26 protein-coding genes are annotated in these 26,688 nt (G+C 34.9%); 11 read left to right on the top strand and 15 right to left on the bottom strand.

The genetic code is table 11. The features are described 5' to 3' along the window. The first annotated feature begins 124 nt into the window (after positions 1-124). Positions 125-1,132, top strand: coding sequence for a polyprenyl synthetase family protein (locus tag ABWU73_RS07650; protein WP_010082029.1), 1,008 nt, complete (start codon positions 125-127; stop codon positions 1,130-1,132). Beyond that, positions 1,125-2,066, top strand: a complete 942-nt coding sequence (locus ABWU73_RS07655; RefSeq protein WP_010963087.1) for an FKBP-type peptidyl-prolyl cis-trans isomerase — start codon at positions 1,125-1,127, stop codon at positions 2,064-2,066. Before ABWU73_RS07650 ends, ABWU73_RS07655 begins: the two co-directional genes overlap by 8 nt. A gap of 68 nt (positions 2,067-2,134) precedes the next feature. On the opposite strand, the gene hslU is transcribed toward ABWU73_RS07655, so the two are convergent. Beyond that, positions 2,135-3,625, bottom strand: a complete 1,491-nt coding sequence (gene hslU / locus ABWU73_RS07660; RefSeq protein ID WP_006280200.1) for an ATP-dependent protease ATPase subunit HslU — start codon at positions 3,623-3,625, stop codon at positions 2,135-2,137. Position 3,626: 1 nt separating this feature from the next. After that, positions 3,627-4,181 (bottom strand): ATP-dependent protease subunit HslV, encoded by a 555-nt coding sequence (gene hslV / locus ABWU73_RS07665; RefSeq protein WP_006280198.1) that lies wholly within the window; start codon positions 4,179-4,181, stop codon positions 3,627-3,629. A 115-nt stretch (positions 4,182-4,296) separates the two neighbouring features. Here hslV and gshA point away from each other — a divergent pair, with 115 nt between their 5' ends. Next, a complete protein-coding gene (gene gshA, locus ABWU73_RS07670; RefSeq protein WP_265017795.1) occupies positions 4,297-5,457 on the top strand; it encodes a glutamate--cysteine ligase in 1,161 nt (386 codons plus the stop codon). Between the two features lie 3 nt (positions 5,458-5,460). Here the strand turns inward: gshA and ABWU73_RS07675 are convergent, their stop codons facing one another. The 3 genes from ABWU73_RS07675 to ABWU73_RS07685 form a co-directional block, all read right to left on the bottom strand. Next, positions 5,461-6,258 (bottom strand): hypothetical protein, encoded by a 798-nt coding sequence (locus tag ABWU73_RS07675; RefSeq protein ID WP_264329874.1) that lies wholly within the window; start codon positions 6,256-6,258, stop codon positions 5,461-5,463. 78 nt (positions 6,259-6,336) lie between these two features. Then, complete coding sequence (gene hemH / locus ABWU73_RS07680) at positions 6,337-7,284, bottom strand: ferrochelatase (RefSeq protein ID WP_265017796.1); 948 nt, start codon at positions 7,282-7,284, stop codon at positions 6,337-6,339. After that, on the bottom strand, positions 7,285-8,106 hold the full coding sequence (locus tag ABWU73_RS07685; RefSeq protein ID WP_264329873.1) for a hypothetical protein: 822 nt from the start codon (positions 8,104-8,106) through the stop codon (positions 7,285-7,287). Positions 8,107-8,219: 113 nt separating this feature from the next. Between ABWU73_RS07685 and ndk the strand changes: the two genes are divergently transcribed. Continuing rightward, positions 8,220-8,639, top strand: coding sequence for a nucleoside-diphosphate kinase (gene ndk / locus ABWU73_RS07690; RefSeq protein ID WP_264329872.1), 420 nt, complete (start codon positions 8,220-8,222; stop codon positions 8,637-8,639). Between the two features lie 599 nt (positions 8,640-9,238). Here ndk and ABWU73_RS07695 read toward each other — a convergent pair. After that, complete coding sequence (locus tag ABWU73_RS07695) at positions 9,239-9,349, bottom strand: WPE palindromic element domain-containing protein (protein WP_080717651.1); 111 nt, start codon at positions 9,347-9,349, stop codon at positions 9,239-9,241. A gap of 396 nt (positions 9,350-9,745) precedes the next feature. Between ABWU73_RS07695 and recR the strand changes: the two genes are divergently transcribed. Both recR and ABWU73_RS07705 read left to right on the top strand, forming a co-directional pair. Continuing rightward, on the top strand, positions 9,746-10,351 hold the full coding sequence (gene recR / locus ABWU73_RS07700; RefSeq protein ID WP_010963080.1) for a recombination mediator RecR: 606 nt from the start codon (positions 9,746-9,748) through the stop codon (positions 10,349-10,351). Positions 10,352-10,354: 3 nt separating this feature from the next. Further along, positions 10,355-11,575 (top strand): P-loop NTPase fold protein, encoded by a 1,221-nt coding sequence (locus ABWU73_RS07705; RefSeq protein ID WP_010082095.1) that lies wholly within the window; start codon positions 10,355-10,357, stop codon positions 11,573-11,575. A 45-nt stretch (positions 11,576-11,620) separates the two neighbouring features. On the opposite strand, the gene ABWU73_RS07710 is transcribed toward ABWU73_RS07705, so the two are convergent. Continuing rightward, positions 11,621-12,445: a hypothetical protein gene (locus ABWU73_RS07710; protein ID WP_007550761.1), complete on the bottom strand. Its 825-nt coding sequence runs from the start codon at positions 12,443-12,445 to the stop codon at positions 11,621-11,623. Between the two features lie 69 nt (positions 12,446-12,514). Beyond that, positions 12,515-13,879 (bottom strand): pyruvate dehydrogenase complex dihydrolipoamide acetyltransferase, encoded by a 1,365-nt coding sequence (locus tag ABWU73_RS07715; protein ID WP_010963079.1) that lies wholly within the window; start codon positions 13,877-13,879, stop codon positions 12,515-12,517. Positions 13,880-13,949: 70 nt separating this feature from the next. Here ABWU73_RS07715 and ABWU73_RS07720 point away from each other — a divergent pair, with 70 nt between their 5' ends. Further along, positions 13,950-14,441, top strand: coding sequence for an SH3 domain-containing protein (locus ABWU73_RS07720; protein WP_007551030.1), 492 nt, complete (start codon positions 13,950-13,952; stop codon positions 14,439-14,441). Here ABWU73_RS07720 and ABWU73_RS07725 read toward each other — a convergent pair. The 7 genes from ABWU73_RS07725 to ABWU73_RS07755 all read right to left on the bottom strand — a co-directional run bounded on the left by ABWU73_RS07725 (position 14,438) and on the right by ABWU73_RS07755 (position 23,664). Beyond that, positions 14,438-14,932 carry a hypothetical protein gene (locus ABWU73_RS07725; RefSeq protein WP_264329824.1) on the bottom strand — a complete coding sequence of 165 codons (495 nt, stop codon included), beginning with the start codon at positions 14,930-14,932 and terminating at the stop codon, positions 14,438-14,440. The two genes, ABWU73_RS07720 and ABWU73_RS07725, sit on opposite strands and share 4 nt — an antisense overlap. Before the next feature lie 120 nt (positions 14,933-15,052). Further along, positions 15,053-17,914 carry a hypothetical protein gene (locus tag ABWU73_RS07730; RefSeq protein WP_265017797.1) on the bottom strand — a complete coding sequence of 954 codons (2,862 nt, stop codon included), beginning with the start codon at positions 17,912-17,914 and terminating at the stop codon, positions 15,053-15,055. Next, the gene (locus ABWU73_RS07735; RefSeq protein WP_264329822.1) at positions 17,895-20,249 is read right to left on the bottom strand and encodes a type VI secretion protein; all 2,355 of its coding nucleotides are present in this window, start codon (positions 20,247-20,249) and stop codon (positions 17,895-17,897) included. Before ABWU73_RS07735 ends, ABWU73_RS07730 begins: the two co-directional genes overlap by 20 nt. Before the next feature lie 44 nt (positions 20,250-20,293). Next, entirely contained in the window at positions 20,294-20,668 is a 375-nt protein-coding gene (locus ABWU73_RS07740) for a hypothetical protein (RefSeq protein WP_022626145.1), read from the bottom strand. A gap of 94 nt (positions 20,669-20,762) precedes the next feature. Beyond that, positions 20,763-21,986, bottom strand: a complete 1,224-nt coding sequence (locus tag ABWU73_RS07745) for a hypothetical protein (RefSeq protein WP_264329821.1) — start codon at positions 21,984-21,986, stop codon at positions 20,763-20,765. 122 nt (positions 21,987-22,108) lie between these two features. Next, complete coding sequence (locus ABWU73_RS07750) at positions 22,109-23,137, bottom strand: NAD(P)H-dependent flavin oxidoreductase (protein ID WP_264329820.1); 1,029 nt, start codon at positions 23,135-23,137, stop codon at positions 22,109-22,111. Between the two features lie 5 nt (positions 23,138-23,142). Next, entirely contained in the window at positions 23,143-23,664 is a 522-nt protein-coding gene (locus ABWU73_RS07755; RefSeq protein ID WP_264329819.1) for a cytochrome b, read from the bottom strand. A 958-nt stretch (positions 23,665-24,622) separates the two neighbouring features. On the opposite strand from ABWU73_RS07755, the gene ABWU73_RS07760 reads away from it, so the two are divergent. The 4 genes from ABWU73_RS07760 to ABWU73_RS07775 are packed head-to-tail and all read left to right on the top strand — an operon-like array spanning position 24,623 to position 26,648. Next, positions 24,623-25,819, top strand: coding sequence for a phosphoglycerate kinase (locus ABWU73_RS07760; RefSeq protein WP_010963073.1), 1,197 nt, complete (start codon positions 24,623-24,625; stop codon positions 25,817-25,819). Positions 25,820-25,868: 49 nt separating this feature from the next. Continuing rightward, the gene (locus ABWU73_RS07765; RefSeq protein WP_012673373.1) at positions 25,869-26,156 is read left to right on the top strand and encodes a hypothetical protein; all 288 of its coding nucleotides are present in this window, start codon (positions 25,869-25,871) and stop codon (positions 26,154-26,156) included. Next, entirely contained in the window at positions 26,153-26,482 is a 330-nt protein-coding gene (locus ABWU73_RS07770; RefSeq protein ID WP_010082007.1) for an EndoU domain-containing protein, read from the top strand. Before ABWU73_RS07765 ends, ABWU73_RS07770 begins: the two co-directional genes overlap by 4 nt. Beyond that, positions 26,460-26,648, top strand: coding sequence for a hypothetical protein (locus tag ABWU73_RS07775; protein ID WP_010082006.1), 189 nt, complete (start codon positions 26,460-26,462; stop codon positions 26,646-26,648). The genes ABWU73_RS07770 and ABWU73_RS07775 overlap by 23 nt, the downstream gene beginning before the upstream one ends. Positions 26,649-26,688 lie beyond the last annotated feature (40 nt).

Raw genomic sequence — 26,688 nt, forward strand, 5'->3', positions numbered from 1 at the left:
CTATTCTTTGATGTTATAAAAAATTTTTATGTTTGCAATATCTTTTATAACTGGTAAACTACAGTAAAGTTTTCTACTGCCCTAGCTGGCTAGCGTTACGTGCTAAACAATTAACAATTCAAAAATGCTAGACGAAACAACAAAAAATTTGCTTATTGTAGAAGTAAATAAACTCTTACCCGAAAATAGCGAGAATAAGCTTATATCAGCTATGCGTTATATACTCCTTGCTCCTGCAAAACATATACGCTCCTTTTTAGTCGTAGCTTCATCGCGAGTGTTTAACGCGGAAGCTAAAAAAGTAATATCAGTTGCTGCAGCAATTGAATTTGTTCATGCTTACTCTCTAATTCACGATGATTTACCGTGCATGGACAACAGTGATACTCGCAGAAGCCAGCTAAGCTGCCATAAAAAATTTGATGAAGCAACAGCAGTGCTTGCCGGAGATGCACTACTTACTCTGGCTTTTGAGGTATTATCTTCGTTAAATGAGAAACGCTGTGAGATCATAAAAGTTCTTTCTCAGGCAATAGGAATTAGGGGAATGGTGGGAGGACAGGCTTTAGATATTAACAGTGAGCATATAGATTTTAGCCCCCAACCCTCTGTCATTCAAGTAGCGGACACTGGGATCCAGAAGGCTTTGCCTACAAGCATTTCGTGCAAAAAGCCATGCGATAGTGGAGCTGAACATGAAATGGATTCCAGTGTCAGCTACTTGCATGATACCCTTTCTACCTTAAAACTACAACATTCGTACGGCTGTATGTATGACGCTGGAATGACGTCGGGCCAAGCTGATAAAATAAAAGAAATTCATTTGATGAAAACCGCAAAACTATTTGCAGCTTCATGTGAAATAGGTGCTATAATAGGGGGTGCTACAGACAAGCAACGTAAAGCGTTATATAACTATGGAATAAATCTAGGGCTTATCTTTCAAGCTAAGGATGATATTGAAGACTACGAACAAGATAAAACAAATAATCTTATGTCTGTGCTTGGTAAAAGTGAAGTAGAGGACTATATAGACGGCCTCTTTAAACAAGGCTTGGATAATTTGAGTGCGCTTTCAGGGGATACTAATTATTTATATGATTTATTGAATCAAGTAAAGAAAGATGGTTAGAAAAATTATATTACAAATGCTTATTTCCGTAGTAATGATTCTCACTTTAACTTCTGCTTTTGTGTTTACTATTGTCTATATAAACAAAGGTAAACCGGAAAAAAAGGACAAGCTTTATGAGATAAATGCCACGCATGGTGGTTTGATACAGACGATAGCACATTACCTAGTGAAGCCAATACTTGAATCAGCACTTGACCGCTATATTGAAAAGCATGGGCTGACAGAATATTTAGAAGAAATAACGCAGCAAAAGGAAGAAGATTCAATAAATTTTTATGAAATTACTGAAGGCAGTGGCAGCAAGGCTTTTTGTGGCCTGGAAGTCCTATTGCAAATATATAAAATTTCTAATAATAACTCAGCAACACTCCCTAGCAAAGTTTCTGATGTTACTTTGAAAATAGGTCAAGATGACCTAAAAGAAGTGAGTTTAGGGGTAATAGGTATGAAAGAAGGCGGAGAGCGTGTAGTTACTATTGCCAATGAGAACAAAATGAATTTTAATTCTTATTACGTCAAACTGATCGAAGTAAAGGATAAATATCCCGACTCAGTAAATAATCTGATGGTTTTTAATGACTTAATTAACAAGACTGGAAAACAAGTAAGGTGCGGTGATGAGATATCGGTTAAATATAGCGTAAAGGAGCATAATGGGGAATATATAGTCAAAGATCAAACAGTGCAATTTAGGGTTGGCGATAAAAAAATACCACTTGCTATAGAGCTTGGAGTTGTGGGAATGAGAGCTGGTAATAAAAGAACTATTCTTTCTCCGCCTGACCTTTTGACTATTACTGACGATATGTTAATAAAAGACATAGATTATGATGAAGAAAATATCTCAATAATTGACTTAAGCTTAGATGTTAAGCAAGAGGTCGCAGCACACCATTCTACTGTTGAAAAACAGCCTAAAGAATATAGCTGAAATTTTAGGTCTACTGGCTAATCTTCTGAACACTCTCTATACTACTTAAAGTAGGCTTTTCGTTTTTCCTAAAGTATAAACTTAGATAAATCAAGCTGCTTCGAAATTGACTCAAGTTTATCTTTTACATACTTGCTGTCTATAATGAATTTTTCGCTATTTTTCTCAGAAGCAATGAAACTTATTTCATCTAAAAGCTTCTCCATGACAGTGTGAAGCCTTCTTGCGCCTATATTTTCCACTTGCCTATTAACTGTAAACGCTATTTCAGCTATGGTTTTTATACCATCATCAGTGAACTCAAGTGTCACATTTTCTGTTTTCATTAAAGCTATGTACTGCTTTAACAAACTAGATTCTGGTTCCTTTAATATTCTTATTAAATCCTCTTGAGTAAGTGCCTTAAGTTCTACCCTGATCGGTAATCTGCCCTGCAATTCCGGTAAGAGGTCAGATGGTTTAGACTGATGAAAAGCACCAGATGCAATAAATAATATATAGTCTGTTTTTACATGGCCATACTTAGTTGTAACAGTTGTTCCTTCAAGTAATGGTAACAGATCGCGTTGCACTCCTTCTCTGTTTACTTCACCTTTTACTTCTGTACGCGCTGCAATTTTGTCTATTTCATCCAAAAATACTATACCGTCATTACTAACAAGATCAATGGCTTCTTTGATTATCTTATCTTCATCCATTAGCCTTTCACTTTCTTCATTAATTAATATTTCACGCGCTTCTTTTACCTTCACCGTAATAGTTTTTGTTTTTTTGCTCCCGTTAAACATCTTGCCCATTATTTCTGTTACATTCATCACACCAACTTGCCCACCTGGCATGCCTGGTATATCGAAAGTAGGTAACATACTCTTGCTCTCTCTGACGTTAATAGAAACTTCTCCGTCCTCAAACTCTTTATTCCTCAACCTTTCTCTAAAAATTTTTTTACTCTCTTCGGTTGCATTTTCGCCTACCATAGAGTTTACTATTGTTTTCTCAGCTAAAATTAAAGCCTTTTTAGCTAAGGCTTTACGGGCTTTCTCTTTAACTAAAACTATTGCTGCATCAACTAAATCGCGTATTATCGAATCAACGTCACGTCCAACGTACCCTATTTCAGTAAACTTCGTTGCCTCAATTTTTATGAACGGTGCACCGGCAAGTTTTGCTAAGCGACGAGCTATTTCAGTTTTACCAACCCCTGTATGACCGATCATCAATATATTCTTAGGTATGATTTCATCACGCAATGGAAATGGAACCTGATTGCGACGCCAACGATTTCTGAGCGCAATAGCAACAGCACGCTTTGCATCATCCTGTCCGATTATGAATCTGTCCAATTCTTTAACTATCTTCTGTGGTGGCAGGTCATCTAACAAAACTTGAGTGCTGTCATTAACTTGAACATCGCTGTCATTTGAATCAAAACCACTCTTAGTATCTTTATAGAGGTTATCTTTTTCATCGTAGGTGTCACTACTACAAGACCGCCCTTCTGAAAGGGTTATGGGCTGATTGGAAAAATTGGTGCATAAAGTTTTTTGCTTGGAAGACATATCACTCCTCTATCTTTTCAATAACTACATTATGATTTGTATAAACACATATATCGCCAGCTATCTTCATAGCCTTTTTCGCAATTTCCTCTATTGATATTCCTTTAATGTCAATTAAAGCTCTTGCTGCAGATAGAGCAAAATTTCCCCCAGAGCCAATAGCTGCGACTCCATCTTCAGGTTCAAGAACATCACCTGTTCCCGTAATTACTAATGAAATAGATTTATCTGCAACGATCATCATAGCTTCTAATTTCCTCAGATATTTATCCATTCTCCAGTCTTTTGCAAGTTCAACACATGCTCTCATTAATTGCCCTGGGTGCTTGTCAAGTTTAGATTCTAATCTTTCAAAAAGAGTAAATGCGTCGGCTGTTGCCCCGGCAAATCCAGCAATTACGGAATCACCAGAAAGACGCCTAACTTTTTTTGCTCCAGATTTTATAACAGTGTGGCCCAGTGAAACTTGTCCGTCACCTATTACTACTACACTTTTATCTTTTCTAATTGATAATATAGTAGTGCCATACATTTTATTGTTATCGTGTTGAATCATTTTTCTATCACTTTAAATAAGAATCTCATTATACTTTAATCTTTAGTCAAATTTACTAAATATGTTCAACTATAGCTTATAATATAATACCTTCCTTATAACATTTAAAGTGCAGATGCAAAACATAATTCACCCAGATTTGGAAAAAAGTATAAATAATTGGTTCGAAGCAAAATTTAATGGCCTTACATCGCCATTTTATAGCTCTATAGATCTTAGAAACTCTGGCTATAAAATCGTTCCAGTAGACGCTAATTTATTTCCTGCGGGGTTCAATAACTTAAGTGAAGAATCAAGAACGATGGCAGCAAGATTGATAAAAAGCTATTTTAAAAGACATCAATACAAAAAGGTTCTTATAATACCGGAAAATTATACACGCAATAAAATGTATATAGAAAACGTATTTGTTATAGAGAAAATACTACAACTCGCAGGTTTTGAGACTAGAATTGGCCTTTTATATAATGAAGTATACAATTTAATAGAACAGTATGAAACTGTTGTGAAAGAAAACTCTCTGCTAAAGACAACTTCAGGATTTGTGCCTGATGTTATTATACTGAACCGTGATATGACGAGCCACATTCCAGACACGCTAAAAGACGTAAAGCAAGATATAGTACCAAGCCCACTATACGGTTGGCATAGCAGGCAGAAATTTAAGTATTTTGAAATCTATCAAGAATTAGCGTTCGAGTTTTGTAGCGAATTTAAAATGGACCCATGGCTTATTTCTGTGCTTACAGAGAGCTGTGATGGAGTTGATTTTGATGATGATTTGTCACTAGGAGCAGTAGCAACTAAAGTTGACCAAATATTATCTCTAGTGCAAAAAAAATATGAGGAATATGAAATAAAAACACAACCTTACGTTTTTATCAAAGCAAGCAATGGCACATATGGGATGGGCATTATAACAGCAACAAGTGGAGAGGAAATATTAAACCTCAATAAAAAAAAGCGTCATAAAATGAAAAAGATAAAAGAAGGAATAGCAATCAATAGCGTTATTATACAAGAAGGTGTACCAACCATTGACATGTTTAAAAGCAGTTCTGCAGAACCGCTAATATACTATATAGGAGATACTTCAACATGTTACTTATACCGATGTAATAGCAGAAAAGATGTATATTCTAGCTTGAATGCCACTGACTGTGAGTTTCATGATGTTAGCCAGGTTGTAGAAGGTAAAATTCTATCACTTTGGAGTATTGTTAGCAAATTAGCAGTACTAGCGTTGGCAGTAGAAATAAAATCTTTTCATCCCTAATTCTTATACCTCTACAGTGCTGTCATTAGAATGACCGTTTATATTATGAACATCATCAAGTTCAGTGGAAGGATCATCATTGACAGGTTGATTAAACAACTTATCAAGTTGAACTGCAAGAAATACTGCACTATATATTATGCTGACTGTTACGCTTAAGTTGAAATTATAGATTATACCACTACCCAAGTTTATTGGTATAGTTGGAGTTTCTATCCTTCTTAATATGAAGTTTAATAAACCTAACGACAAAGTTAATGTGCTGATAATAAGGTCCTTCTTACACTTAGCAGACTTTTCAGGATCCTTATTATCCAGATATTTCTTGCATGTATAATAATAGCTTATAGGTTCTGAAATGAACAAAAATAGGATCGTTGATGTTGAACTAATATAACTTGTTACATCTGCATTACCTCTAGCCAAAAAATGGATGACTTTCAACATCATCAATGCTTCTATGGTGCTGCTTGCAAGGTTAGCCGATTTACCCAAAATTTTTGCTAATTCTTTTTTACCCTTAGGGCCTTTATAATCTTTTACCAAATCCCGTAAGATAAATGCAGAATGGGCAATGTATAGGGTAGATGTCGGAAATTTCACCCATCGGGCAACATTCTTTATAAAGGAGATATTGGATCTATTATTGTCAATGAACTCGCAGCAAAATTGCAGTGAAATCTTACACAATAGGGCTGTTAAACCTGTTGTGATGCAGATTACCTTTCTGATATCATGATTATAAGCATCATGTACCTTTTGTGCGGGCGTGTTAGATTTCTTTTTTAGCTTGTTTAGCATAAAATAGTTAATAAAATAATAACTTTCTGTTATTCTATCACATAAAATCCTAAAAGAAAAGCCCTATGAATCAGGACTTTAAGGGAGATTTATGCACAAATCGGCTAAGCATCTTATAAACAAGGGATCGGTACTGAGAGTTGGCACACGAAAGTAATATCCATCCTTGATAATTGCTTTATATTCTATATCAAGTTCAACTAGAGTTTCTGAATGCTCAGAAACAAAAGATATAGGTGATAGAACTACAGGTACACCATCAGCTTTTGCGCGTAATAGCTCACTTTCAGTGCTTGGCTCTAGCCATTTTACAGGACCAATCTTACTCTGATAACATATTGACCAATCTAAGTTATTGATAGCTAACTTTTCTACTATTAACTCTACGCTTCTTTCTACCTGTGAAGCGTAAGGGTCGCCCTTTTTAATGATACTAAGAGGTAAGCTATGGGCTGAAAATAGGACTCTTGGTTTACCGATTTTGCTAGCCAATTTATAGTACTTAGCTATCAGATTAGCGTGAGCTTCAATAAAATCTTGGTTATCATAATAACGGTGAATCATTTTTGTATTGCATTTTAGGCCATACCGTTTAGCATTTTTTTGCCAATTCTCGATGGATGACAGAGTTGTGGTAGTTGAATATTGTGGATACAGTGGCAACAGAATTACTTCGTCAGGATCAAATTGTTTTACACTTTTAACAACTTCGTCGGCAAAAGGGTGCCAGTAGCGCATGCAGATGAATACCTTGTATACATGGTTTCTATCTTCATTTAATTTTAGTTCTAAAGCATTAACTTGTGCTTTCGTATTATCCAAAATCGGCGATTTGCCTCCGATTTGCTCATATATTTCTCGTGCAGTATTTTCTCGTTTCGCAGATATAAACTTTGCTAAAAGAAACCGAAAGGGATTCGGTAGATTGATTATTCTCCTGTCATAAAAAAGGTTGAATAAAAAAGGACGAACCGCATTCAATGAATTAGGTCCGCCAAGGTTAAATAAGATAACTGCCTTTTTCACCTACGCACTACTACAACAAGTTACTTTTGGGGTGCCTATAAAATTAGCTACACACTCATCAAATTTAGTTATGGGCACTAAATTTCTTACACTTGCATACAATAAATGACCTGATCTCTGCAGGTTACTCTTGGTAGATGTGAAGCTCCAATCGAAAAATGTATCGACAAAAAGACTTGGTACCGTTTCAAGAAGTTCAACAGCAGCTAAAGATAGCATTATACAACTTTGCAGGACATTCAGAAGAACCTTGAGGGGAAAAAGTAAAACTTTAACGAAAAGAGAGGTGCTATTTGTTTCATCCAGTAGTCGCCCTGAGTTAGGCAAATTATACTCGGTGTGTTTTCTATTTTGATCAAAGATAGGAAATTTTATAGTATCTTTCTTAAATTCCGCGTCTATTTCTTTTCTACTATGGTTAGTGATTTTTTCCATTAACTTCTCACGCAGATGAAAAGTTCTGACAATAAAACATGTGGCAATCATTAAGGAAGCACATAAAAGTGCGCATTGCATGAGGCTCATACTGCCTAGCATAGCTGGCAGTGCAAAACAAACAAGCGGTGCTATGATTGTCATTTCAAGAAATGGAATAGTGTTTCTTTTCATTGCAAAAGCAGCACCTTTTTTTAATTCTGTATTATGATGTAAGCTATATTCCAAAAAGCTTAAAAAGGCCAAATTAAAAGTTAAAAATCCTTTTGTTCCACAAAAAAGTGATGACTTAAAGTTACTTACTAATTTTTTAGTAGTAGATTTAGCTTGTTTTTTAGTGGTAGGCTCAGCTTGTTTAGTAGTGTTATTTTTACAACATTCACCCATACAATACCTCCTTGATGGTTTATTCTTAACTATAAATAAAAAACTGCTTTTATCAAATCAAAATTTACAATAAAATAAATCTATAAATATACTATTTTATATAAGGAAATAATATGGCAATTGAGAGAACACTTTCGATATTAAAACCTGATGCAGTAAAAAATAATATTACAGGCAATATAAATTCCTACATCGAACAATCTGGGCTGAAAATCACAGCACAAAAAATGATGTTACTAACAAAAAAACAAGCAGAGCTGTTTTATGAAATTCATAAAGATAGGCCTTTTTTTGGGGAATTAGTAGAGTTTATGACCTCTGGTTCTGTGGTAGTTCAAGTTTTAGTTGGTGAAAATGCAGTAAGTAAATACAGACAAATCATGGGAGCTACCAATCCAAAGCAGGCAGATAAAGGCACAATCAGGGGTGCTTTTGCTGATGATATTAGTGAAAATAGAGTCCACGGCTCGGATAGTCTAGAAAATGCTCGTAAGGAGATAGCTTTCTTTTTTGCTGAATGTGAGTTGGTATAGTTAACTCAGATTGGCGTCATCCAAGTAGCTGACAACATAGAAACGAAAAAACTTGCTTGACACCCTCCGCCAGCCCCCTTATCATGAAACTGAAGCTATTGTATTTGCTTTCGCCAATCTGCAGATTAAAAGGTAAGGATTACTTAATGTATCGGCGTCTTATGTTCAATTTTTTGCAGTATATAGATACTGTATGTCTTTACAAAACTTCATCTACATCTAGGTTTTTATCTAAATAAGCTGAACGCGCTTATAAAGCGTTACAAGACATCAAAAAATGCCAATACTCGACAGAGATAGTAAAAGACTAGCTAACTCGGGGATTCTTTGTCTTTTTTTCTGCTTAGTAAATTTCTTAAACATTTGCAGCGTAAGTTAGTTGCAATTAAAAGCGGCTGAATCTCGCTTGTCAAGCGTTTAAAACATAAAAAACGCCAATATTTTAAAGCGGATAATAACCCCAGGGCTTCTTTTGCCTTTTTTTTCATTTGGTAAATTTCTTAATATTTATAGCTAAAGTAATTTAAAAGTCCGTGAAGGGTGTCATGCCAGTGCTTGACACTGGCATCCAGTTTTCCATATAATCTCATCAAAAATGTTTATTTTCTAGCTACTTTTATACTTATCAACCCAGTATGCTTACTTACAATTAAAATTTCTGGATCCCAGTGTCTGGGCACTGGGATGACAGCTAGCCTGACAACCGTCATCCCGCTACTTGTTAGCGGGATCTAGAGATACCGAGAATGAATCGCGGTATGACGTAGGACTGCTGTCATTCCAGTCTGGAATCTAGTTCTTATTGTACATTTACTTGGTAGAGTTAAATTTCCTGGATCCAAGTAGTTGGCTGCTCGTATGACAGGAGAAGGTACTGCCGTCATAAAGGAACCAGTGTCAGCTACTTGGATGATACCTTTTTTCTACTTAGTTTGGGTTATGCAAGAAGTCTATTATAATCAGGCTTTAAGTGTGCGGAAGTAATTTTTTTCGTTAAAGTAAAAAATTTTTTCTATAGCTGATCAAAGTGGGATCAAGAGAAACTTACCACTTTCTTTACAAAGGGTTTGATGTTACCATTTGACTGCCTATTCTGAATTTATTGAATGAACGTTAACATAAAAAATCTAGTTCATGCTTTCTCTAAATTGCCAAGTTTAGGGCCATCATCATCACGCAGGTTAGTTATACATTTACTCCAAAACAAAGAAAAAGTTATGCTACCACTTGCATCTTTGATTAAAGAGCTAGCAGATCTTATAATAGAGTGTGAAGTTTGCGGAAATCTAGATACTAAGTCACCTTGTTCTATTTGTACTAACCCAAAACGTGACACTAAGTTACTGTGTGTAGTAGAAGAATTAGGTGATCTATGGGCGTTTGAAAAAGGAAATATATATTCAGGTTTATACCATGTTTTGGGTGGCAGATTGTCTGCAATAAATGGCATAGGTCCAAAAGAACTCAACCTTGACACTATTCTGAAAAGAGTGACAGAGTCTAAAATTGAAGAGATAATTATCGCAATTAATCCGACATTAGAGGGCCAAGTTACTGCACAATATATAATTGAATTGCTAAAAAATTTGGATGTGAAAATATCACGCCTTGCTTGCGGCATACCAATGGGCGGAGAAATTGACTATCTTGATGAAGGAACGCTGAGGATAGCACTTACTTCAAGACAAGAATATGAGTTAAATATAAAATAAGACATGTGCTTAAAAAAACTTATATCGCTAATAACATTCAAAAAGAAAAAAATAGTGCCACCACTTAAAGTGGTGGCTTGGGAAAATAACCACCTAAACTATAAGCAATTTTCAGGTAAATTCAACACTATAATTAAAACAATTGATCAGTCTTTTACAATAATATCTTTGGAAGGATATGATGGATGGGGCAAGACGTTTTTTTTGAAAGAATGGGTAAAAGAGTTAAAACAGCAAAATGAAATTGCAGCTTATTATAGTGCATGGGATATCAATGCATTGGACCAACCACTGCCTTCTTTTTTAAATTTCCTATTTGAAGATTTATTTGTATCGTATAAAGTAAAAAGAAGTGTTATACAACAGTTCAAGAACATAAACCAAGAGCTATTTTCTCTAAACACACTAGGAAAGCTGATCAGTAAATCTCCACTTGCTATGCTTTCAGTATTTCTTGATGCTGCAAAAGAGGCTGATAAAAAAGACATAGGTTTTGTCTTGAGTGAATTAAGTCTTCTCCAAAGAAGAAAAGAGAGTACTAGAGATTTTAAAACACAGTTAGCGGATGTGGTTAATAAAATCAGAAAAGACAAAAACATTTATATAATGGTGGATAATCTTGATGTGTGCCGTCCTAAATTCGTTGTCGATTTTTTGGAATCTATAAAGTATATGCTTGATGTGGAGGGGCTGGTTTTCATTATTTCTGTAAGTAAAGATAAGAGTAATGTACAAAGAGCAATCAGCACAATACTTGGACCAAATTTTGACCTAAAATCTTTTACTGATCTCTCTTTACATTTGCCAAAACAACCGATAGAAAAATTTACAAAAGAACTATTTGAAAATATTAAATTACCGAAAAAGTCAAAAAATTTGATTGTAGATAGTTTTATATTTTATGCAGAAAGCCTGTCACTATCGTTAAAAACAATAGAATACTGCGTAAAAAAAATAAAGCTGTGTCTTCTGAATCACACAAGAGAAGAATTACCTGATCCGAATTTGTTTTCATTTTTGGTAATACTGCAATCGATAAATATTGATATATATGAGGAATTAGGTTTTTCATATCAAAGAGCATTGGAAAAAATTGAAAATGAATATAAATCTTTAGTTCTAAATGGTCAAGAAGAATGGGAAAAACTTAAAACCTCTCTAGAAACTGCTTTTGCAGAGAGGGAGTCAAAAATTAACAAAGCTATAAAGGATATACTATTTTGAAAAGATACCCTACCTTTACATATACAAAGATAGGGTAACATTTGATTAACGCCCTTTTACTATGTCATTACCTTGTTCAAACTTTCTGATTAATTCGCTTACATTGACATTAGATAATTTTTTACCTGCAGATTTGTCATTATGTGAAGCATCAGGTTTACGAAGGTCTTCCTTACTGTTACTCCTAGTAATATTACATCTAACAATGTTTGAATTATTAGACTTATCGCTTACATCTGAAATATTGCTTTTTTCACTACATGAAGACGAATTACTCGACATATTGCCTAAGCTAAAGAGCTTTTTACCTTGATAGATTGGATTCCAATCAAGTGGATTATAAGTTTTTTTGCTAGTCTCAACCTTTTGGTTATTTTGCTGTTTAGGAGAAAAACCAAGTTTTTCTCTTTCTTTCTTGCTTAGCGTTTTGAGAAATTTTACGGTTTCTAATTCATCAGTTGCTTGTACTTTATGTAAATCAAAGCTTTTTTGATGGTTATCCTGCTTAACATTTTCCATCATTTTATCTTTTATTGTTCTATCCTCATCATCAGAAGTGCTGCTACTAATATCACTGATACCACTATCCCCTGAATTGCGGCGTTGTTTGTTAGGAGTGCTATGAATGTTGTCTTCCATGAGTTTTTGCATTGTTGGGCCAAATGTTCTTCCAAGATTGCTACTCACTGTTTTATTACTATCATTTGCTTGAGAATGAGGTACATTTCGCTCAAAAATTGCTTTTATTCCAGCAAATTTAGCTTGGGAAGATTTCGGAGGAACAGGTGGGGCAACCATGCCTTTTGAGTTAATCTTTCCTTCATTTTGAGGAAAAATTTTTGGATTATTTTTTTCTACTGTAGTATTCATTTTTTTACCTCTAAACCTATTAACTAATAAAAGTATAAACTTAGAGGTATTAATTTTGTAATAACAATGCTAATAGATTACCGCAGTTTCAATAAGCATCACCAGAGGATTCTCTATATAATGCTTAAAGGCATTTAAAAACTTTGCTCCGAGTGCCCCATCAACTGCTCTATGGTCAACAGAGAGCGTTACTGTCATTATTTCTGCTATTTCTATTTTCTCATTCATAACAATTGGTTGTTTTTTAGATGCACCAACTGCCATAATGCAAGATTGCGGCGGATTGATTATAGCACTGAAGGCTTTTATACCAAACATCCCTAAGTTGGAGATAGTAAACCCTCCTCCTTGAAACTCTTCAGGTTTCAATTTTCCAGATCTTGCTCTGCTTACTAAATCTTTCACTTCTTTTGATATAGATAAAATACCCTTTTTATCAGCATTTTTTACTATAGGAGTAATTAGCCCATCTTCAAGTGCCACAGCGATTGAAATATCTATATTTGAATATCTCAGTATTTTATTATCTATCCACGAAGAATTTATATCAGGAAATTTTTTCATGCTGAAAGCTGCAGCTTTTATGATTAGATCATTAATTGTTACTTTATTGTTTTCATCTGCTGAGTTAATCTCGTTTTTTAACGATATTAACTTATCAACCTGGCAGTCTACAGTTAAATAAAAATGTGGAACATTCTGTTTTGATTCAGTCAGGCGCTGTGCTATCACTTGGCGCATGTTGCTTACTTCAACTATGGTATCTTTCTCAGGACTTTCAGTATGTATACCACTGCCTAAAAACTCCAACACATCAGCCTTAATTATGCGACCATATGGTCCTGTACCTTTTAATTGCTGCACATTAACCCCTTCATTTTGAGCTATTTTCTTAGCTAATGGGCTTATTTTTGTTCTACCTTCTGCATAACCCTCTGTCATCTGAGTAGCTGACACTGGGATCCATTCTTCTTTTCTAGATCCCAGTGTCAAGCACTGGGATGACATTGAGGGGTTGGATTCCAGCGTCACGCGCTGGAATGACACCGAAGAATGACTTATTGGCTTTCCGTTTAAATCTTGGTGTTCTGATTTTTGATTATCAACAGCACTTTTTGTCACTTCCTTTTTAACTGCACTATTGATGGAAGTTGAAGTATAGTTGTTAAGTGCACTTTCATCTTCTCCTTCTTCCAGCATTAAAGCTATTGGTTGATTTACAGGCACGCCACTTGTTCCTTCTGTTACTAAAATTTTTGCTAAAACTCCTTCATCTATAGATTCAAACTCCATTATGGCTTTATCAGTCTCTATCTCAGCAATTACGTCGCCTACTTCAACTTTGTCTTGTTCTTTTTTATGCCACTTTACAATTTTTCCTCCAGCTTTGCTCATTGTTGGTGAAAGAGCAGGCATTAATATTTCTATAGGCATTGATTTTGCATTTAAAGATCTATTCAATTTTTAATTTACTCTTTATCTTATGTCAACCTAATCGTGAATTATGATGAATAAGTCTGTTACACTATCCCTCACGTTATCCCAGTGCGTGACACTGGGATCTTGGTTCAGTACTATTATCCTATTGTTTTTATTATTTAGCCATAGCTTGTTTGCTAACAACTTTGTTTCAACCAAATCAAATAAGATCAACATGAGAACGGGGCCAGGGTTTCACTATCCTGTAAAATGGATATACACTTGCAAAAATCTGCCCCTGAAAGTGATAGAAGAGTTTGAGAGTTGGAAAAAGGTCTGCGATATAGATGAAGACTGCGGATGGATAAAAGGCAATCTTCTTAGTGATAAGCGCTACGCGATTGTAAAAGAAGATACTTATGGATATCAAAAACAGAGTGTAGACAGCAAGATTACTATGAAAATAGACAAGTTTGTTGTGATGAAGATAGAAAAATGCAACGAAGAATGGTGCTTTCTTTCCACCCCAAAACGCAAAGCATGGGTACAAAAAAAACATATATATGGGGTTGATTAGGTTGACAAAAGATCTGAATTAACACTAGTTTCTAGGCCTTCTGTAGCATGCTCTTCATGTGAAGCAGAGGATGCACTGACTTCTTCATGCTCTGGAGACTGTACAGGGCTATCACAGAAACTCCTTAACATCTCCTCAGCGGATGAATCTAAAATTTGTACAATAGACTTTTCACTTTGTTCTCTTAGCGATTGATCCACTCTAGAAATCAACTCAGAAAACTCGCTACCTGATTTTTCAGCTTCACTTTTTATTTTACTTTCTATGCTTGCAATATTACCTTGGTCAATTTCTTCTTTTGTTATGTTGAATGACTTTGCAACATCTTGATATCCAATCTTGCAATTTCCACAACCAATTATGCAAAAAGTAATAGAATCAGATATTTCGCTTGCAGCCCAATTATGTATAGTGTAAGCCAAATAATTGTCATGGTATTTAATGCTAAATTGTTGTTCTATTAACTCAGAAATTTTATTCTTTAGAGACATAAAGCACCCTCCTACATTCGTTATACCTTTTTGTTAAGATACAGCAATTACACCATTTACTACATGCTTTACTTTAATTAATTATTAAAACAAGAGCATCATTTCCAGAGCTATATCTTTTTACCTTGATAATTCTTTTTTGACTTCCTCTTTAATTATCCCACTTATATTCACGTTAAGATCCCCTACCCAAAAATCAGTCATAGTTTCAAGATCGTATAGATCCTCTATTACTTTTTTAATAGCAGCATTTATTTCTTCTTCGTCAAATTCCTTTATAATAGGTCTAATCTTCACATACCCTGGAGAGCCTTTACCATAAATTCCTTTGCTTTTATTAATGCAGCCACCTGCACCAGATCTACTGCTTCTCAAACCACTTCCACACTCTACTGTTTCATACTTGATTTCACCATTTTCTATATATGCTATTTGATTGTCTTGTGTAGACTTCAGTTTATCTGCCTTTACAATTTTCTCCTCTAGCTTTAAATCTTGCTTATGAATTACTGTTTCCTCATAACCCTTACCACCGTATGTTCTATACTCACCTCCACCTGCAACAGTAATCAGTTGCTGGCAATGTTGCTTCTGCGAATTGCACATTTCTATGAAAACAGGTCCCCCGTCCTTATCTGAGAAGTTACTTTCCTGGTTACCCCCTCCCTCTGTGACTTGCACCTTAATTATAGGATAATTAGGATCGATTTTCAGTTTAGCTTTAATATAATCTCCTGGCATCCCTACTCTGCTTTCAGTAGAATGGCATTTTTGATTGTCACAGCCACTACCTTGTATATGACCTGCTTCACCACTTCCCCACGCTTCTATTTTAATACGATCAAATTTTATTGATAAGTCATCTGTATAAACATCTTTATTTTTATGATCATAGGATTTTTCATTATTTTTTTCAAGATCTGGTTTCTTATTTTTCAGATGTTCCTTGATTATCTCTTTTAATTTTTCTTTTAATTTCTTTTTGAGACCTTCTAAATCGAACCTACACAATTTATCAGCGTAAAAAACCTCTGTTCTGTTTGCTTTAATCAGTTGATCTTTTAATTGTGTACACTTTCGTACTTCATTTTTTTCATCTCTTAATACTTTACCATCCTTATCTTTACAATCCACTTCCTCATACCTTAAGTAGAATGGCTTATCATCTTCATTTTTATTCAAATATTGTTTTGAACGGCTACACTTTCCATCAAAGCAGATGCAACCATCATCACCTTGCTCACATCCTTCTTTATGCTCTACATCCGTCAATTTGTATACTACTTTCAGTCCTTCACCAGATTTTAATTTTTCGTCTATTTTGCTATCTTTCTTCACACAATAACTGCATTCTTCCTTCTTCTGCTCATTTTCATCAGGGAAGAAAACATACTCTTGCTTATTAAATATTATTTTATCCAACCTCTCTTGAGTTTCTTTCAAAGGGTAAACTATTTCCTTGCTTGGAAGATAATAGAACTGATTTGATTCCTTGGAGTAAACAGCATTGTATTTAGTATATCTTGTTCCCATTAATTTTAGTGGTATTATTTTATTTTCTCTTTTAAGAACAAACTCCTCTGGTTCTGGCTGCCATCCAGAAAGACAAAGCATTTTACTGTTAGAATTTCCTTTATACTTTACTTCTATTTCCGGCTGCCCAGAGTTATTAAATTCACATTGAATAGATTTGTCTTTTAACTTTTTCTCAAAATCATTAAAATTATAAAAACTTCCGCCTTTAGAACATTTAATTTGCACATCAGGAACATAGCCATATTCTTTCAGAACTTTAAATTGTTGCGGATTACTTTCTAATATACCTTCTATAATATTATCAATATTACTATCAGTTGTTTTTGCTACTATTGCTGGTTTTACTACTTTTAAAGATAGGGGGCCAATGTTTATAGGATGGTTGAGGTCAGTATTAACATTAAAAGTACAGGAACCATTACTATAGGTTCCATGTGCTTTAGCACAAGTGCTCTCACTCATCTTCATTTCTACTTTCAATGTATTTGCATTTACTATCTCCACTATCTCAGGTTCTGGAGCAGGTGGTGCAGGAAAACAGCGGATGAACTGTGGATTGTTTTCATCTATACTTTGAGTTCCAAGGTATTCAGCGCAGAGCTTATCTTTTTCTCTATAAGTTTTGAAGTAGTACGTGATGCCATCTTTGTCTAAAATAGAGCGCCACTCAGCTTTATTTTCTCCATACCCTTTAGGGAAATCTAATTTTTCTCCAATCTCTCCGTCTCTTCCTTTCAGATCACCAATGATTACCTTAACCTTAGGATTAAAGTAATCATTGTCTTTATCTGTTATAGGAACAATTCTAACTTGTGGAAGCGACATTGCAAGTTGTTCACAAAATGGAGGGGGGCCAGGTGCAAGTGGAACAGGAGCACATTTTACTGCCGTTTGGTAGCAGGTATCACAGACTTTTTCCATCTCCCCAGGACGGAAAATATTCTCACCCGAAAATACTCTAGAACCCCATGAAGAAATTCCTGACATACAAGCCCCTTTTTGACTGCAAGCACATATTTTAAGAGAGTTAGCGAATCTTCTTTTTTCCTCATCAGTAACACCGTCTGCCCATTCCCATTTAAGACCCCGAGCAATTTCTCCTCCAGCTTTTGTTTTATCTCCTTCCCAGTCGATAAAAGCTGCAGCAGAAACTCCAGCTCCTGTACCTTGCGTTCCATATATCTGGCGGCAGGATTCCCCACTTTGTAAGTCATAACAATAACTTTGTCCATCATAAGCACATACTCTAATTTTGGGATTAAAGTAACCATCAACTCCTTGATCTTTTATTGCTTGCACCTTAATTTCCTTTACCCAATCTCCACCAACTATTGCTTCCCACCAAGTATTACTTTCTACAAATGTTGGACAATCAGCATATCCTTGATACGAAAGACCAAGTATCAAAAAAAATATCAATAAGAAATTAAGCCTTACACTTCTCATAAAATACCGGTAACCACTCATTAACTTCTTCTCCTTTTTCTTTTATTGCCTCATACATATACTTTATAGTCTCTTTGTTAGCTGAAAGTACATGTATTTCTTGCATATCCTTCAAATCCAGATTTAAGGTTACTAATCCTTTGTACTGTTTTATCAAAAATAAACCTTCCTGTGTTGGCGTCTGCAGAATTATATTCAGCTCCTCTTTCGATAGAGAAAATGCCTTCATGTATAATCTATTTGCATTGACGTTCGGCATCAAGATTCTTGTATCAACATGTTTATCTAAATATTGAGTAAATTTGCTAGCAAATGCGAGATTTAAATTCTCAGTACTTAGGATTACTACAACATTTAGTTCCGTCATTCTTTGCATCCAGTTATCAAACTCTTTCTCTGTAGGAAAAATATTACTTATCTCCCATGCTTCATCCAAAACAAGTATTGCAGGCGAGCCATCACATTTTGCCTCAAAAGAATATAAAAAATAGTAAAGTATCACGGACATACATTCCTTTTGTTTTGTAAGGTTTGCGGTGTTGAGAGATATAATTTTTGTTTCCCAGTCAATATCTGATTCATCACCATCTTGAAATAAGTAAGCAAAGTCACCATCGTCACACCATCTACTTATCTTACCCCCAAGGAGCAAGAGCACCTCAGAAATTTGTGAAATAGAACGTGATTCATTGGGTATAGCAAATATAGAATCCACAATTTTTCTTATCTTTTCTTCTACGTCCACCAAGCTCGTATCGGCTACCATTCTTCTGATCAGTTCAACCAACATATTGCGATTGGAAGCACTATCTTCAATGTTTAGTGGATTAAATTTTAGGCTTTTGTCCTTATATTTTGGATCGATTATGTAATATTTACCACTCACTGCTTTAGTAAAAATTATTGATTTTCCAGTGTTATCCAATATGACAATTCTTGGGTTAAACTTTCTTGATTCTGATAATAGAAAATTAATGAGTGAAGTTCTGCCTGAATTTGGAGCTCCGAGTATCGTAGTATGGCCATTATTTCTTTTTCCATGAAAATTAAAGAAGTAAGGATTTCCTTTTTTTGAGAAAAAAATCATTACCGCTTCTTTCCACCTTCTTCCTTTTAATGTACCTGACGTAAAATCGTGCAGCATAGCAAAGCTGCAAGCGTATTTTGTTAAGATATTTTTCGGTTGCGTAATAAAAGCAAAATTGCCTGGAAGTTGTGCCCAAAAATGACTTTCCATATGTAAATCAGTTCTAAACATCATGAAGCCAACTAATGACATTATAGAAGATAAATCACTAATACTTTCAGCTAACTTATTCCTATCATCTGCAAATATTGTAAAAATAATTTTCTGTTGGCAGAAGTCTATACTAGAGGTCTTTTCAAGCTCTATTATTTCTTCAATTCCTGAGCTTTTAAGTAAGGTATTATCCTCACTAATTTGCAGCATGTTGATTTGTTTTTTAAATTCTTTTATTGCTTTGTTATTACTAGTAAATATCATTATTTCTGTAATGATAAATTCAGATTCAAGCTGCAAGCATCTATCTATATTACCTAAAGAGATTTCCCGGTATTCTTTTATGCTGAAAATAGAGCCAAATTTCTGTTGATTTTCAAATATTGTTTGAAACGTATTGAAACCAAAAGCTATTTTAAAATTTCTAATATATTGCGACAGGTCCCTTTCATGTATTGGATAATCTTTGTGCGTTAATGTAACAATATAGTGGAGAAATTCTATCATTTCAGAATATATTTTACCTTCACTAAACCTTAGACTCAGTTTTTTAGCTCCAAAAGGTCCTAAATCATCTTGAATTACGTCAGTTATCTTTTGCAACTCCTGATGGCTTTCTTGTAAAGACAACTTATGCTTATTCTTTATTCTATTGAAAAAAAACGAATTATTAGTATGCTTGCCAAAATCGCTAAACAATATTACAATGTATAGTTCATTTATATACTGTAATTTACTATCAGTTAGTTTATTAAACCACGTTGAATGTAGGTTGTCAGAGAAGTCTTCAGTTTTATTCCATTTCAAGCTCAGTTTATTGCGCTTTCTAACGGTATGAATCCAAACGGTAAAACACAGGCTATTAATATTTTTTGATATGCTTTTTCTAATTTCAGTTCTGAGGTCGCTGTAGTTATCAACAGAAGAATAATCTTCTAACTTGATTATTTTTAACAATTCTCCCTGTTTTGTTAGTATGGTTTCTTCATCGTAATGACAAGCATAAGGAACAAAATCTAAATCAATGCTTTCTAGTAATGCTAAGTTGTTCTTTTTTTTAAGCTTAGAGTTAACTGTTGGTACTTTTAACTGCATATGCGTATTCAATAAAGATAATTAAAAAAGATAAAAATACTATCTTAATTTTTATCTTTTTTTTCGCTATCGGATTGTAATTTTATATCTTTTGCAAAGTTAAATTTTTCTTTTAAGTAGTCTGTTGCCTTTTCTGTACTACCGAACATCAGGACCAGTACACCAAACATTATCATAAAAAAGATTAGACCTCTGAACACTACTGCAAGTATCACTGCAGCTATACACAACCCTATGATTGTTGAAGGACTCATATTTTCTACAGTATCTTTAACTGAAAATGAAGAAATAAAATTTTTTACCGTTTCTTGTATACCCTTTAATTCATCACTCGCCGAACTTGCTTCGCTAGAATATGATGCAAAAATGAAACTTAATAAGGCTATAAAAACCAAAACTTTATTCAATTGAATGCGCATCAACTAAACACCTTTTAAACATTCCTCAAATATAACAACTTTTATATCAATAGGCAAGAACTGAATTCACTTATCCACTACAAGTAACACATATTTAATTTTTACCGCTGCGAACATGCTGTAAGCTCTTATCATCAACAAGAGGACTCACATTAATGGATGTTAATTTACTTGATAGGAAGTTTGAATGCAATTCAGCTACTGCTGCTATAGCAAGCACTGCAACCATAGCAAGTAGTCCTGCTCCTATCAATCCTGATGTCATTGCTCCTGCAACAATGCACCCTATTGTGGAGAGAGCACAACCTGCTACAAGTGCAACGTGAAGATTTCTGTTATTGGGTTGGTTTTTAAGTAGGATATCTTTCTTAACTTGATCTGGATTTGCTTGACCATCTGAGTTTTCATTTTCTTGCATTTTTGGCTCTTTTTTTACAGTCTGCTCTGGCTGCACTTGAGTCTCGTTTTCTTTTGGGGATTCCAAATTTGATTCTAATAACTCAGTTTTTTCTCCACCCTCTGGTTGTAAGCCATTATCTCCTTCAACAGAGCTCAATGTTGAGTTTAAACTTTCCTCAGATGAAGTGCTTGTTACTAAAGTTAAACTGCTCCTTCTGCTACTTACTGGTGATTTCAAACTTTCTTTACTCGTTCTAGGTGAGTCTATTCCACTATCTGAGTCATTGCCACTACTGAGTTTAGAAGTTTTCTTCTCCTCTATTTCTTTCACAACCTTGCTATATTTTTCAAACACTTCCTCTGCAACATCTGAATTACTAAGTATTTTATTATCACCACTTTTTTTCTCAGCTACATTCAAGGGTGTTTCTTGTGTGTTGTTTTGCTCTTCAATATGTTTTAGCTGCATTTGATCTTCAATATTTTCTTCAACAGCATTTGGTATTGAGCTTACACTGCTGCTCCTGTTAGTAATATCCAAAATTGTTTTTACTATTTTTCCTCTTATTGTTTGTGGTCTTTGTGATTGTTCTCTTTCATTGTTAAATACTGTAGGTACAGCTAGTTCTTCTGATTTTATTACTTCATCTTTCAATGCAGGAAGAAAGTTTTCGATATAATACTTATAATGTTTTTGATATTCCTCTTGTTTTTCTGGTGATTTTTCTAATTGTTCTCTCAGCGATTTTTCTAATTCAGTTAATACCTCAGGACTAGCTCCTTCCTTGAACAACTCTATGCATTTTTTGATAGTTCCATCTCCCTTTTGTGGGCTTCCATATTTATGATTTTCTTTTGTTACCTTTTTGTATATAGTGTCGTGCAATTGTTGGTTAATATCTTTTTTAGAACTTAGCATAGACTCCTCCATACATAACAAAATGTATAGATACCTCTTTAGCGTTAATTTTACATTAAAACTGGGCAATTATGCCATATTATAAATAATTGCGGCAACTTGCTTATTGGAAGGTCGCTTAACTATTTGCTTTCTGGGCTTTCTACTTCTACAGATTTGCTATTAATATGATTCTTTGCTTGTTGAACTAACATATCCACTACTTCTTTTACAGGCTTTTCCTTATCAACCATGCCAACACTTTGGCCAGCCATTAAAGATCCCGTTTCAACATCTCCATCAATTACTGCTCTTCTTAAAGCTCCAGCCCAGAATTTTTCTATTTCAAGCTGCCCATCTTCTTTTGAGATCTGTCCCTTTTGGTATTCATCAATAACTTCTTTTTGACGCTTCATAAAGTCATCGCTTGCTTTGTTGGCTATAGCTCTTACTGGAATTACAGGAAAATCAGCACTTATCTGTACAGAAGGTATTGCATTACGTGCGGCCGATTTAATAAACACTTCCTTAAAATTTTTGTGGGCAATTGACTCATTAGTGCAGACAAATAATGTACCTATTTGACAGCCACTTGCTCCCATTTCCAGGTAATTAACTATCATTTCACCTCTTCCTATTCCACCTGCAACAAACACTGGTATTTGTTCATTTTTAAAATGAGGCAATATCTCTTGTGCAAGAACAGAAGTGCTAACTGGACCTATATGCCCACCTGCTTCCATTCCTTCTATTATTAATGCATCTACTCCCATTTTTACTAACCTTTTCGCAAGGCTTAATGCTGGTGCAAAGCACATAACTTTAATGCCTGCACCCTTGATTTTTTCTATATTAGGCTTTGTTGGCAGTCCACCGGCAAGCACTATATGGCTCACTTTCGTTTCAATACACACATCTATCAACTCACTTAACTTTGGGTGCATAGTAATTAGATTTACACCAAATGGCTTGTTAGTTAATTGCTGCGTCTCTATGATTTCTTTTTTTAGCAAGTCTGGAAACATTGCACCACATGCAATCACACCAAAACCACCAGCGTTTGAGATTGCTGAGACCAAGTTTCTCTCTGAAACCCAGCTCATAGCACCACCCATTATAGCAAACTCACTGCCAAGAAAATCTGTTCCTTTTTTCCAGAGGCTACTTAACATATAACCTATATCATACGTTTAAAAATGTTTTGTTTATCTATAAATGTGTGTTTTAAGGCGCCAAGTATATGTAAGATTATAAAGAGTACCATAAAATATGCAAGCATCGAATGTAGCTCGTTAGCCGTGTTAGCTAGGTCTTTGTTTTGATTAATCAATAAAGGGATATGAAAAAAATATTTGATCTGTTTGCCAGAAGCAGAAGACATGACATAGCCAGATAGTGGCATTAGCACCATCAAAGAATATAAACCAAAGTGTACTGTTTTACTTGCATTGATTACAAACCGAGAAAAATTTGCTGGAAGTGGTGGAACATAAGTAAAGACGCGAAAAAATATGCGTACTATGATTAATCCAAGAATAGTGATACCGCAAGCCTTATGAATAGCGTATATGTTGAACTTAATTTCATTGCTAAGTGGCAGGCTTTTCATATAAAGTCCAGAACAAAGCATACCGATAATAAAAACAGCCATCAACCAATGGATAACTCTTAAACCTAGGCTATATTTATCGTCTTCCATTTTGATTACTCTAAAGTAGCATTTATATAATAGAAAAACTATTTTTCAATCAAAATTATTAAAGCAATTTAGATTTACCAACAATGTAGCTATACAAATTCGACCCAGCCGGGAGTCAAGGGCACCTAAGCCATAGAAACGGATTAAACGAAAAACTTGCTTGACACCCTTCGCCAGCCCCCTTATCATAAAACTGAAGCTATTGTATTTGCTTTCGCCAATCTGCAGATTAAAAGGTAAGGATTACTTAATGTATCGGCGTCTTATGTTCAATTTTTTGCAGTATATAGATACTGTATGTCTTTACAAAACTTCATCTACATCTAGATTTTTATCTAAATAAGCTGAACGCGCTTATAAAGCGTTACAAGACATCAAAAAATGCCAATACTCGACAGAGATAGTAAAAGACTAGCTAACTCGGGGATTCTTTGTCTTTTTTTCTGCTTAGTAAATTTCTTAAACATTTGCAGCGTAGGTTAGTTGCAATTAAAAGCAGCTAAATCTTGCTTGTCAAGCGTTTAAAACATAAAAAACGCCAATATTTTAAAGCGGATAATAACCCCAGGGCTTCTTTTGCCTTTTTTTTCATTTGGTAAATTTCTTAACGTTTGTAGCTAAACGACAACCGTCATCCCGCTACGTGTTAGCGGCTAAGAGATACCGCGGCGGTATGACGGTTTGCGGCGGCATGACCTCGTCATTCCCCTACGTGTTAGCGGGATCTAGAGATACCGTGACGGTATGACGGTTCGCGCGGTGGCATGACCTCGTCATCCCGCTACGTGTTAGCGGGATCTCTTGTTAGCGCCGCAGCGGTATGACGGTTCGCAGCGGCATGACGATAAGGTTCCAGTGTCAAGCGTTTGGCGTGCAAATTTCCTTAAACGTTCGTATAACTCAAAACTTTACTTTAGGTCAAACTGCTGTATAGTGGCTTTATAGCTTTAGTTTTACAATGAATATACCCAGTATAGAAAATTGTGATCTTCACAATAAAACCGTCTTACTCAGAGTTGACTTCAATGTTCCTATAAAAGATGGAGAAATTCGTGACGTCACTCGTATTTTGAGAGCATTGCCTACTATTCAGTATTTAGTGAATGCGAGTGCAAAGATTATTATTATATCACATTTTGGACGCCCAAAGGCCAGAGACAATAATCTGTCGCTAAAAAATGTAATTGACACTTTATCGCAGTTACTAAATAAAAAAGTGAAATTCATTGACGATTGCTTTGGTGAAAAAGTACAAAGAGCAGTAAGTGTTATGGATGCAGGAGATATAATATTACTAGAGAATCTAAGATTTTATAAAGAGGAAGAGCAAAGTGACTCAAATTTTGCCAAACAACTAGCATCTCTAGCGGATATATATGTAAATGATGCATTTTCTTGCTCTCACAGAGCTCACGCTTCTATTTCACGCATTACAGAATTTTTACCCTCTTATGCAGGGTTTTGCTTGCAAGATGAGCTAAAGTATCTTGAAAAAGCTGTATCGTTTAAAGCTAAACCTATTACTGCGATAGTTGGGGGAGCTAAAATATCAACTAAAATAAAAGTGCTTATGAAGCTAACAGAAAAGGTTAATTACCTAGTTCTAGGTGGTGCAATAGCCAATAATTTTTTGTCATTTAGCAAAGTAAATATAGGGAAATCTTTCTTTCAAAATGGTGTTGACGACCTTCTGCATAATATTCTTGAAACAGCAAATAAAAACAATTGCAAAATAGTTGTGCCAGAAGACGTTCTGGTTGCAGTAAACTCTGATTACAGCACTAGTATTTCAAGAAGAACTGAGTCCATTTTGGACGGTGATATAATTTTGGATATCGGACCACAAACTTTGAGTACAATAAGCAGTATAATAGCAAGCAGTAAGACTCTGCTGTGGAATGGACCTATTGGTGTTTTTGAACATTCAGCTTTTGCAAGCGGTACAATAGGGGTAATGAAAATCGTAAGTGACTTAACGCACAAAGGAAAGTTAACCAGCATAATAGGGGGAGGCGATAGTCTATCTGCAATAAGCGCTGCAGGCCTTGCCGATAAGGATTTTACATATGTTTCCACTGGTGGAGGAGCATTTTTAGATTGGTTAAGTGGCGATGAAATGCCGGGAGTTGCTGCTCTGCAAAAACGATTAGATTAAAACTTTTTTAAATTATTTCTTATAGGCTAGCTTTTTTGTGAACGTGATTATGTCGAAGACAGTTAAACTAATTTTGTGTTTAATAATACCAATAATAGGATTTATTTTTTATATTAAGGATCATTATTTTCACACCGGCTATGTAGAAGAAAATGTTGAAGTCAATTTTGAACCATTTTTCAGTTCACAACCAGCCACCGTTTCAGAATTAACTGACTTCGATAGAGGAGTGTTGAAAGTTTGTGGAGATTGGGGAGCACATCCAGATAAAGAAGATTTCAAAATTTTACTTAGTTGTCCGCAGCATCAAGAAGTAGTGAAAGGAATATATAAGTGATTACGCCAGATGCGGATTTGGAGTTACTTAAAGATGAACTGGCTAACATTTGGTTTACAAATAGTGGAAGTGAAAAAGAAACTATAGGGTTTGGACATATTTTTTGTGGTGAGCCAAACGATAAATTAGGTGGTATGCATTTTGTAGGTAGATATGTTGAAGCTCAAGAGGATAAATGGGCAGTTGGAATCCTGTGCAATGAATCAGATATTAAGCCGCCGGTTTATACATTTGGAATGAAATATTTGGGTAAGGATGGGGAAGTGAAAGTTAAATGCCCAAATGGATACGCATATAACCTTCATGCCGATAATTTCTGCAACTAAGGCGTTTAAGGAATTAGGAAAAGATGGAATGTGTCTATATGAAATGGAAGATGACAATTATCAATCAGTGTTTGTAAGAAAGAATGATGCTATACTCACGTTCTATCCTGACTTAACACCAAAATGTGATGATAAGAGTACTTATTGTAGTTGCGGTAAATCTTAATTTCAAAACCAATAGGGTGAACAAATGATAAAAATGCTAT

This window comes from Wolbachia endosymbiont (group A) of Andrena helvola, from assembly GCF_964028415.1.
Lineage (GTDB): Bacteria > Pseudomonadota > Alphaproteobacteria > Rickettsiales > Anaplasmataceae > Wolbachia > Wolbachia pipientis.

What these genes read in the sequence shown, in the direction of transcription:
- ABWU73_RS07720 (WP_007551030.1), top strand. Translation starts at nt 13,950, where the DNA reads ATGATGAATAAGTCTGTTACACTATCCCTCACGTTATCCCAGTGCGTG.
- ABWU73_RS07740 (WP_022626145.1), bottom strand. Translation starts at nt 20,668, where the DNA reads ATGCGCATTCAATTGAATAAAGTTTTGGTTTTTATAGCCTTATTAAGT.
- ABWU73_RS07655 (WP_010963087.1), top strand. Translation starts at nt 1,125, where the DNA reads ATGGTTAGAAAAATTATATTACAAATGCTTATTTCCGTAGTAATGATT.
- ABWU73_RS07695 (WP_080717651.1), bottom strand. Translation starts at nt 9,349, where the DNA reads ATGACGGTTGTCAGGCTAGCTGTCATCCCAGTGCCCAGACACTGGGAT.
- ABWU73_RS07735 (WP_264329822.1), bottom strand. Translation starts at nt 20,249, where the DNA reads ATGCAGTTAAAAGTACCAACAGTTAACTCTAAGCTTAAAAAAAAGAAC.
- ABWU73_RS07650 (WP_010082029.1), top strand. Translation starts at nt 125, where the DNA reads ATGCTAGACGAAACAACAAAAAATTTGCTTATTGTAGAAGTAAATAAA.
- ABWU73_RS07750 (WP_264329820.1), bottom strand. Translation starts at nt 23,137, where the DNA reads ATGTTAAGTAGCCTCTGGAAAAAAGGAACAGATTTTCTTGGCAGTGAG.
- hslV (WP_006280198.1), bottom strand. Translation starts at nt 4,181, where the DNA reads ATGATTCAACACGATAACAATAAAATGTATGGCACTACTATATTATCA.
- ABWU73_RS07775 (WP_010082006.1), top strand. Translation starts at nt 26,460, where the DNA reads ATGCCGATAATTTCTGCAACTAAGGCGTTTAAGGAATTAGGAAAAGAT.
- ndk (WP_264329872.1), top strand. Translation starts at nt 8,220, where the DNA reads ATGGCAATTGAGAGAACACTTTCGATATTAAAACCTGATGCAGTAAAA.
- ABWU73_RS07710 (WP_007550761.1), bottom strand. Translation starts at nt 12,445, where the DNA reads ATGAATACTACAGTAGAAAAAAATAATCCAAAAATTTTTCCTCAAAAT.
- ABWU73_RS07745 (WP_264329821.1), bottom strand. Translation starts at nt 21,986, where the DNA reads ATGCTAAGTTCTAAAAAAGATATTAACCAACAATTGCACGACACTATA.
- ABWU73_RS07675 (WP_264329874.1), bottom strand. Translation starts at nt 6,258, where the DNA reads ATGCTAAACAAGCTAAAAAAGAAATCTAACACGCCCGCACAAAAGGTA.
- recR (WP_010963080.1), top strand. Translation starts at nt 9,746, where the DNA reads ATGAACGTTAACATAAAAAATCTAGTTCATGCTTTCTCTAAATTGCCA.
- hslU (WP_006280200.1), bottom strand. Translation starts at nt 3,625, where the DNA reads ATGTCTTCCAAGCAAAAAACTTTATGCACCAATTTTTCCAATCAGCCC.
- ABWU73_RS07765 (WP_012673373.1), top strand. Translation starts at nt 25,869, where the DNA reads ATGTCGAAGACAGTTAAACTAATTTTGTGTTTAATAATACCAATAATA.
- ABWU73_RS07755 (WP_264329819.1), bottom strand. Translation starts at nt 23,664, where the DNA reads ATGGAAGACGATAAATATAGCCTAGGTTTAAGAGTTATCCATTGGTTG.
- gshA (WP_265017795.1), top strand. Translation starts at nt 4,297, where the DNA reads ATGCAAAACATAATTCACCCAGATTTGGAAAAAAGTATAAATAATTGG.
- ABWU73_RS07760 (WP_010963073.1), top strand. Translation starts at nt 24,623, where the DNA reads ATGAATATACCCAGTATAGAAAATTGTGATCTTCACAATAAAACCGTC.
- ABWU73_RS07715 (WP_010963079.1), bottom strand. Translation starts at nt 13,879, where the DNA reads ATGCCTATAGAAATATTAATGCCTGCTCTTTCACCAACAATGAGCAAA.
- ABWU73_RS07685 (WP_264329873.1), bottom strand. Translation starts at nt 8,106, where the DNA reads ATGGGTGAATGTTGTAAAAATAACACTACTAAACAAGCTGAGCCTACC.
- ABWU73_RS07705 (WP_010082095.1), top strand. Translation starts at nt 10,355, where the DNA reads ATGTGCTTAAAAAAACTTATATCGCTAATAACATTCAAAAAGAAAAAA.
- ABWU73_RS07725 (WP_264329824.1), bottom strand. Translation starts at nt 14,932, where the DNA reads ATGTCTCTAAAGAATAAAATTTCTGAGTTAATAGAACAACAATTTAGC.
- ABWU73_RS07730 (WP_265017797.1), bottom strand. Translation starts at nt 17,914, where the DNA reads ATGAGAAGTGTAAGGCTTAATTTCTTATTGATATTTTTTTTGATACTT.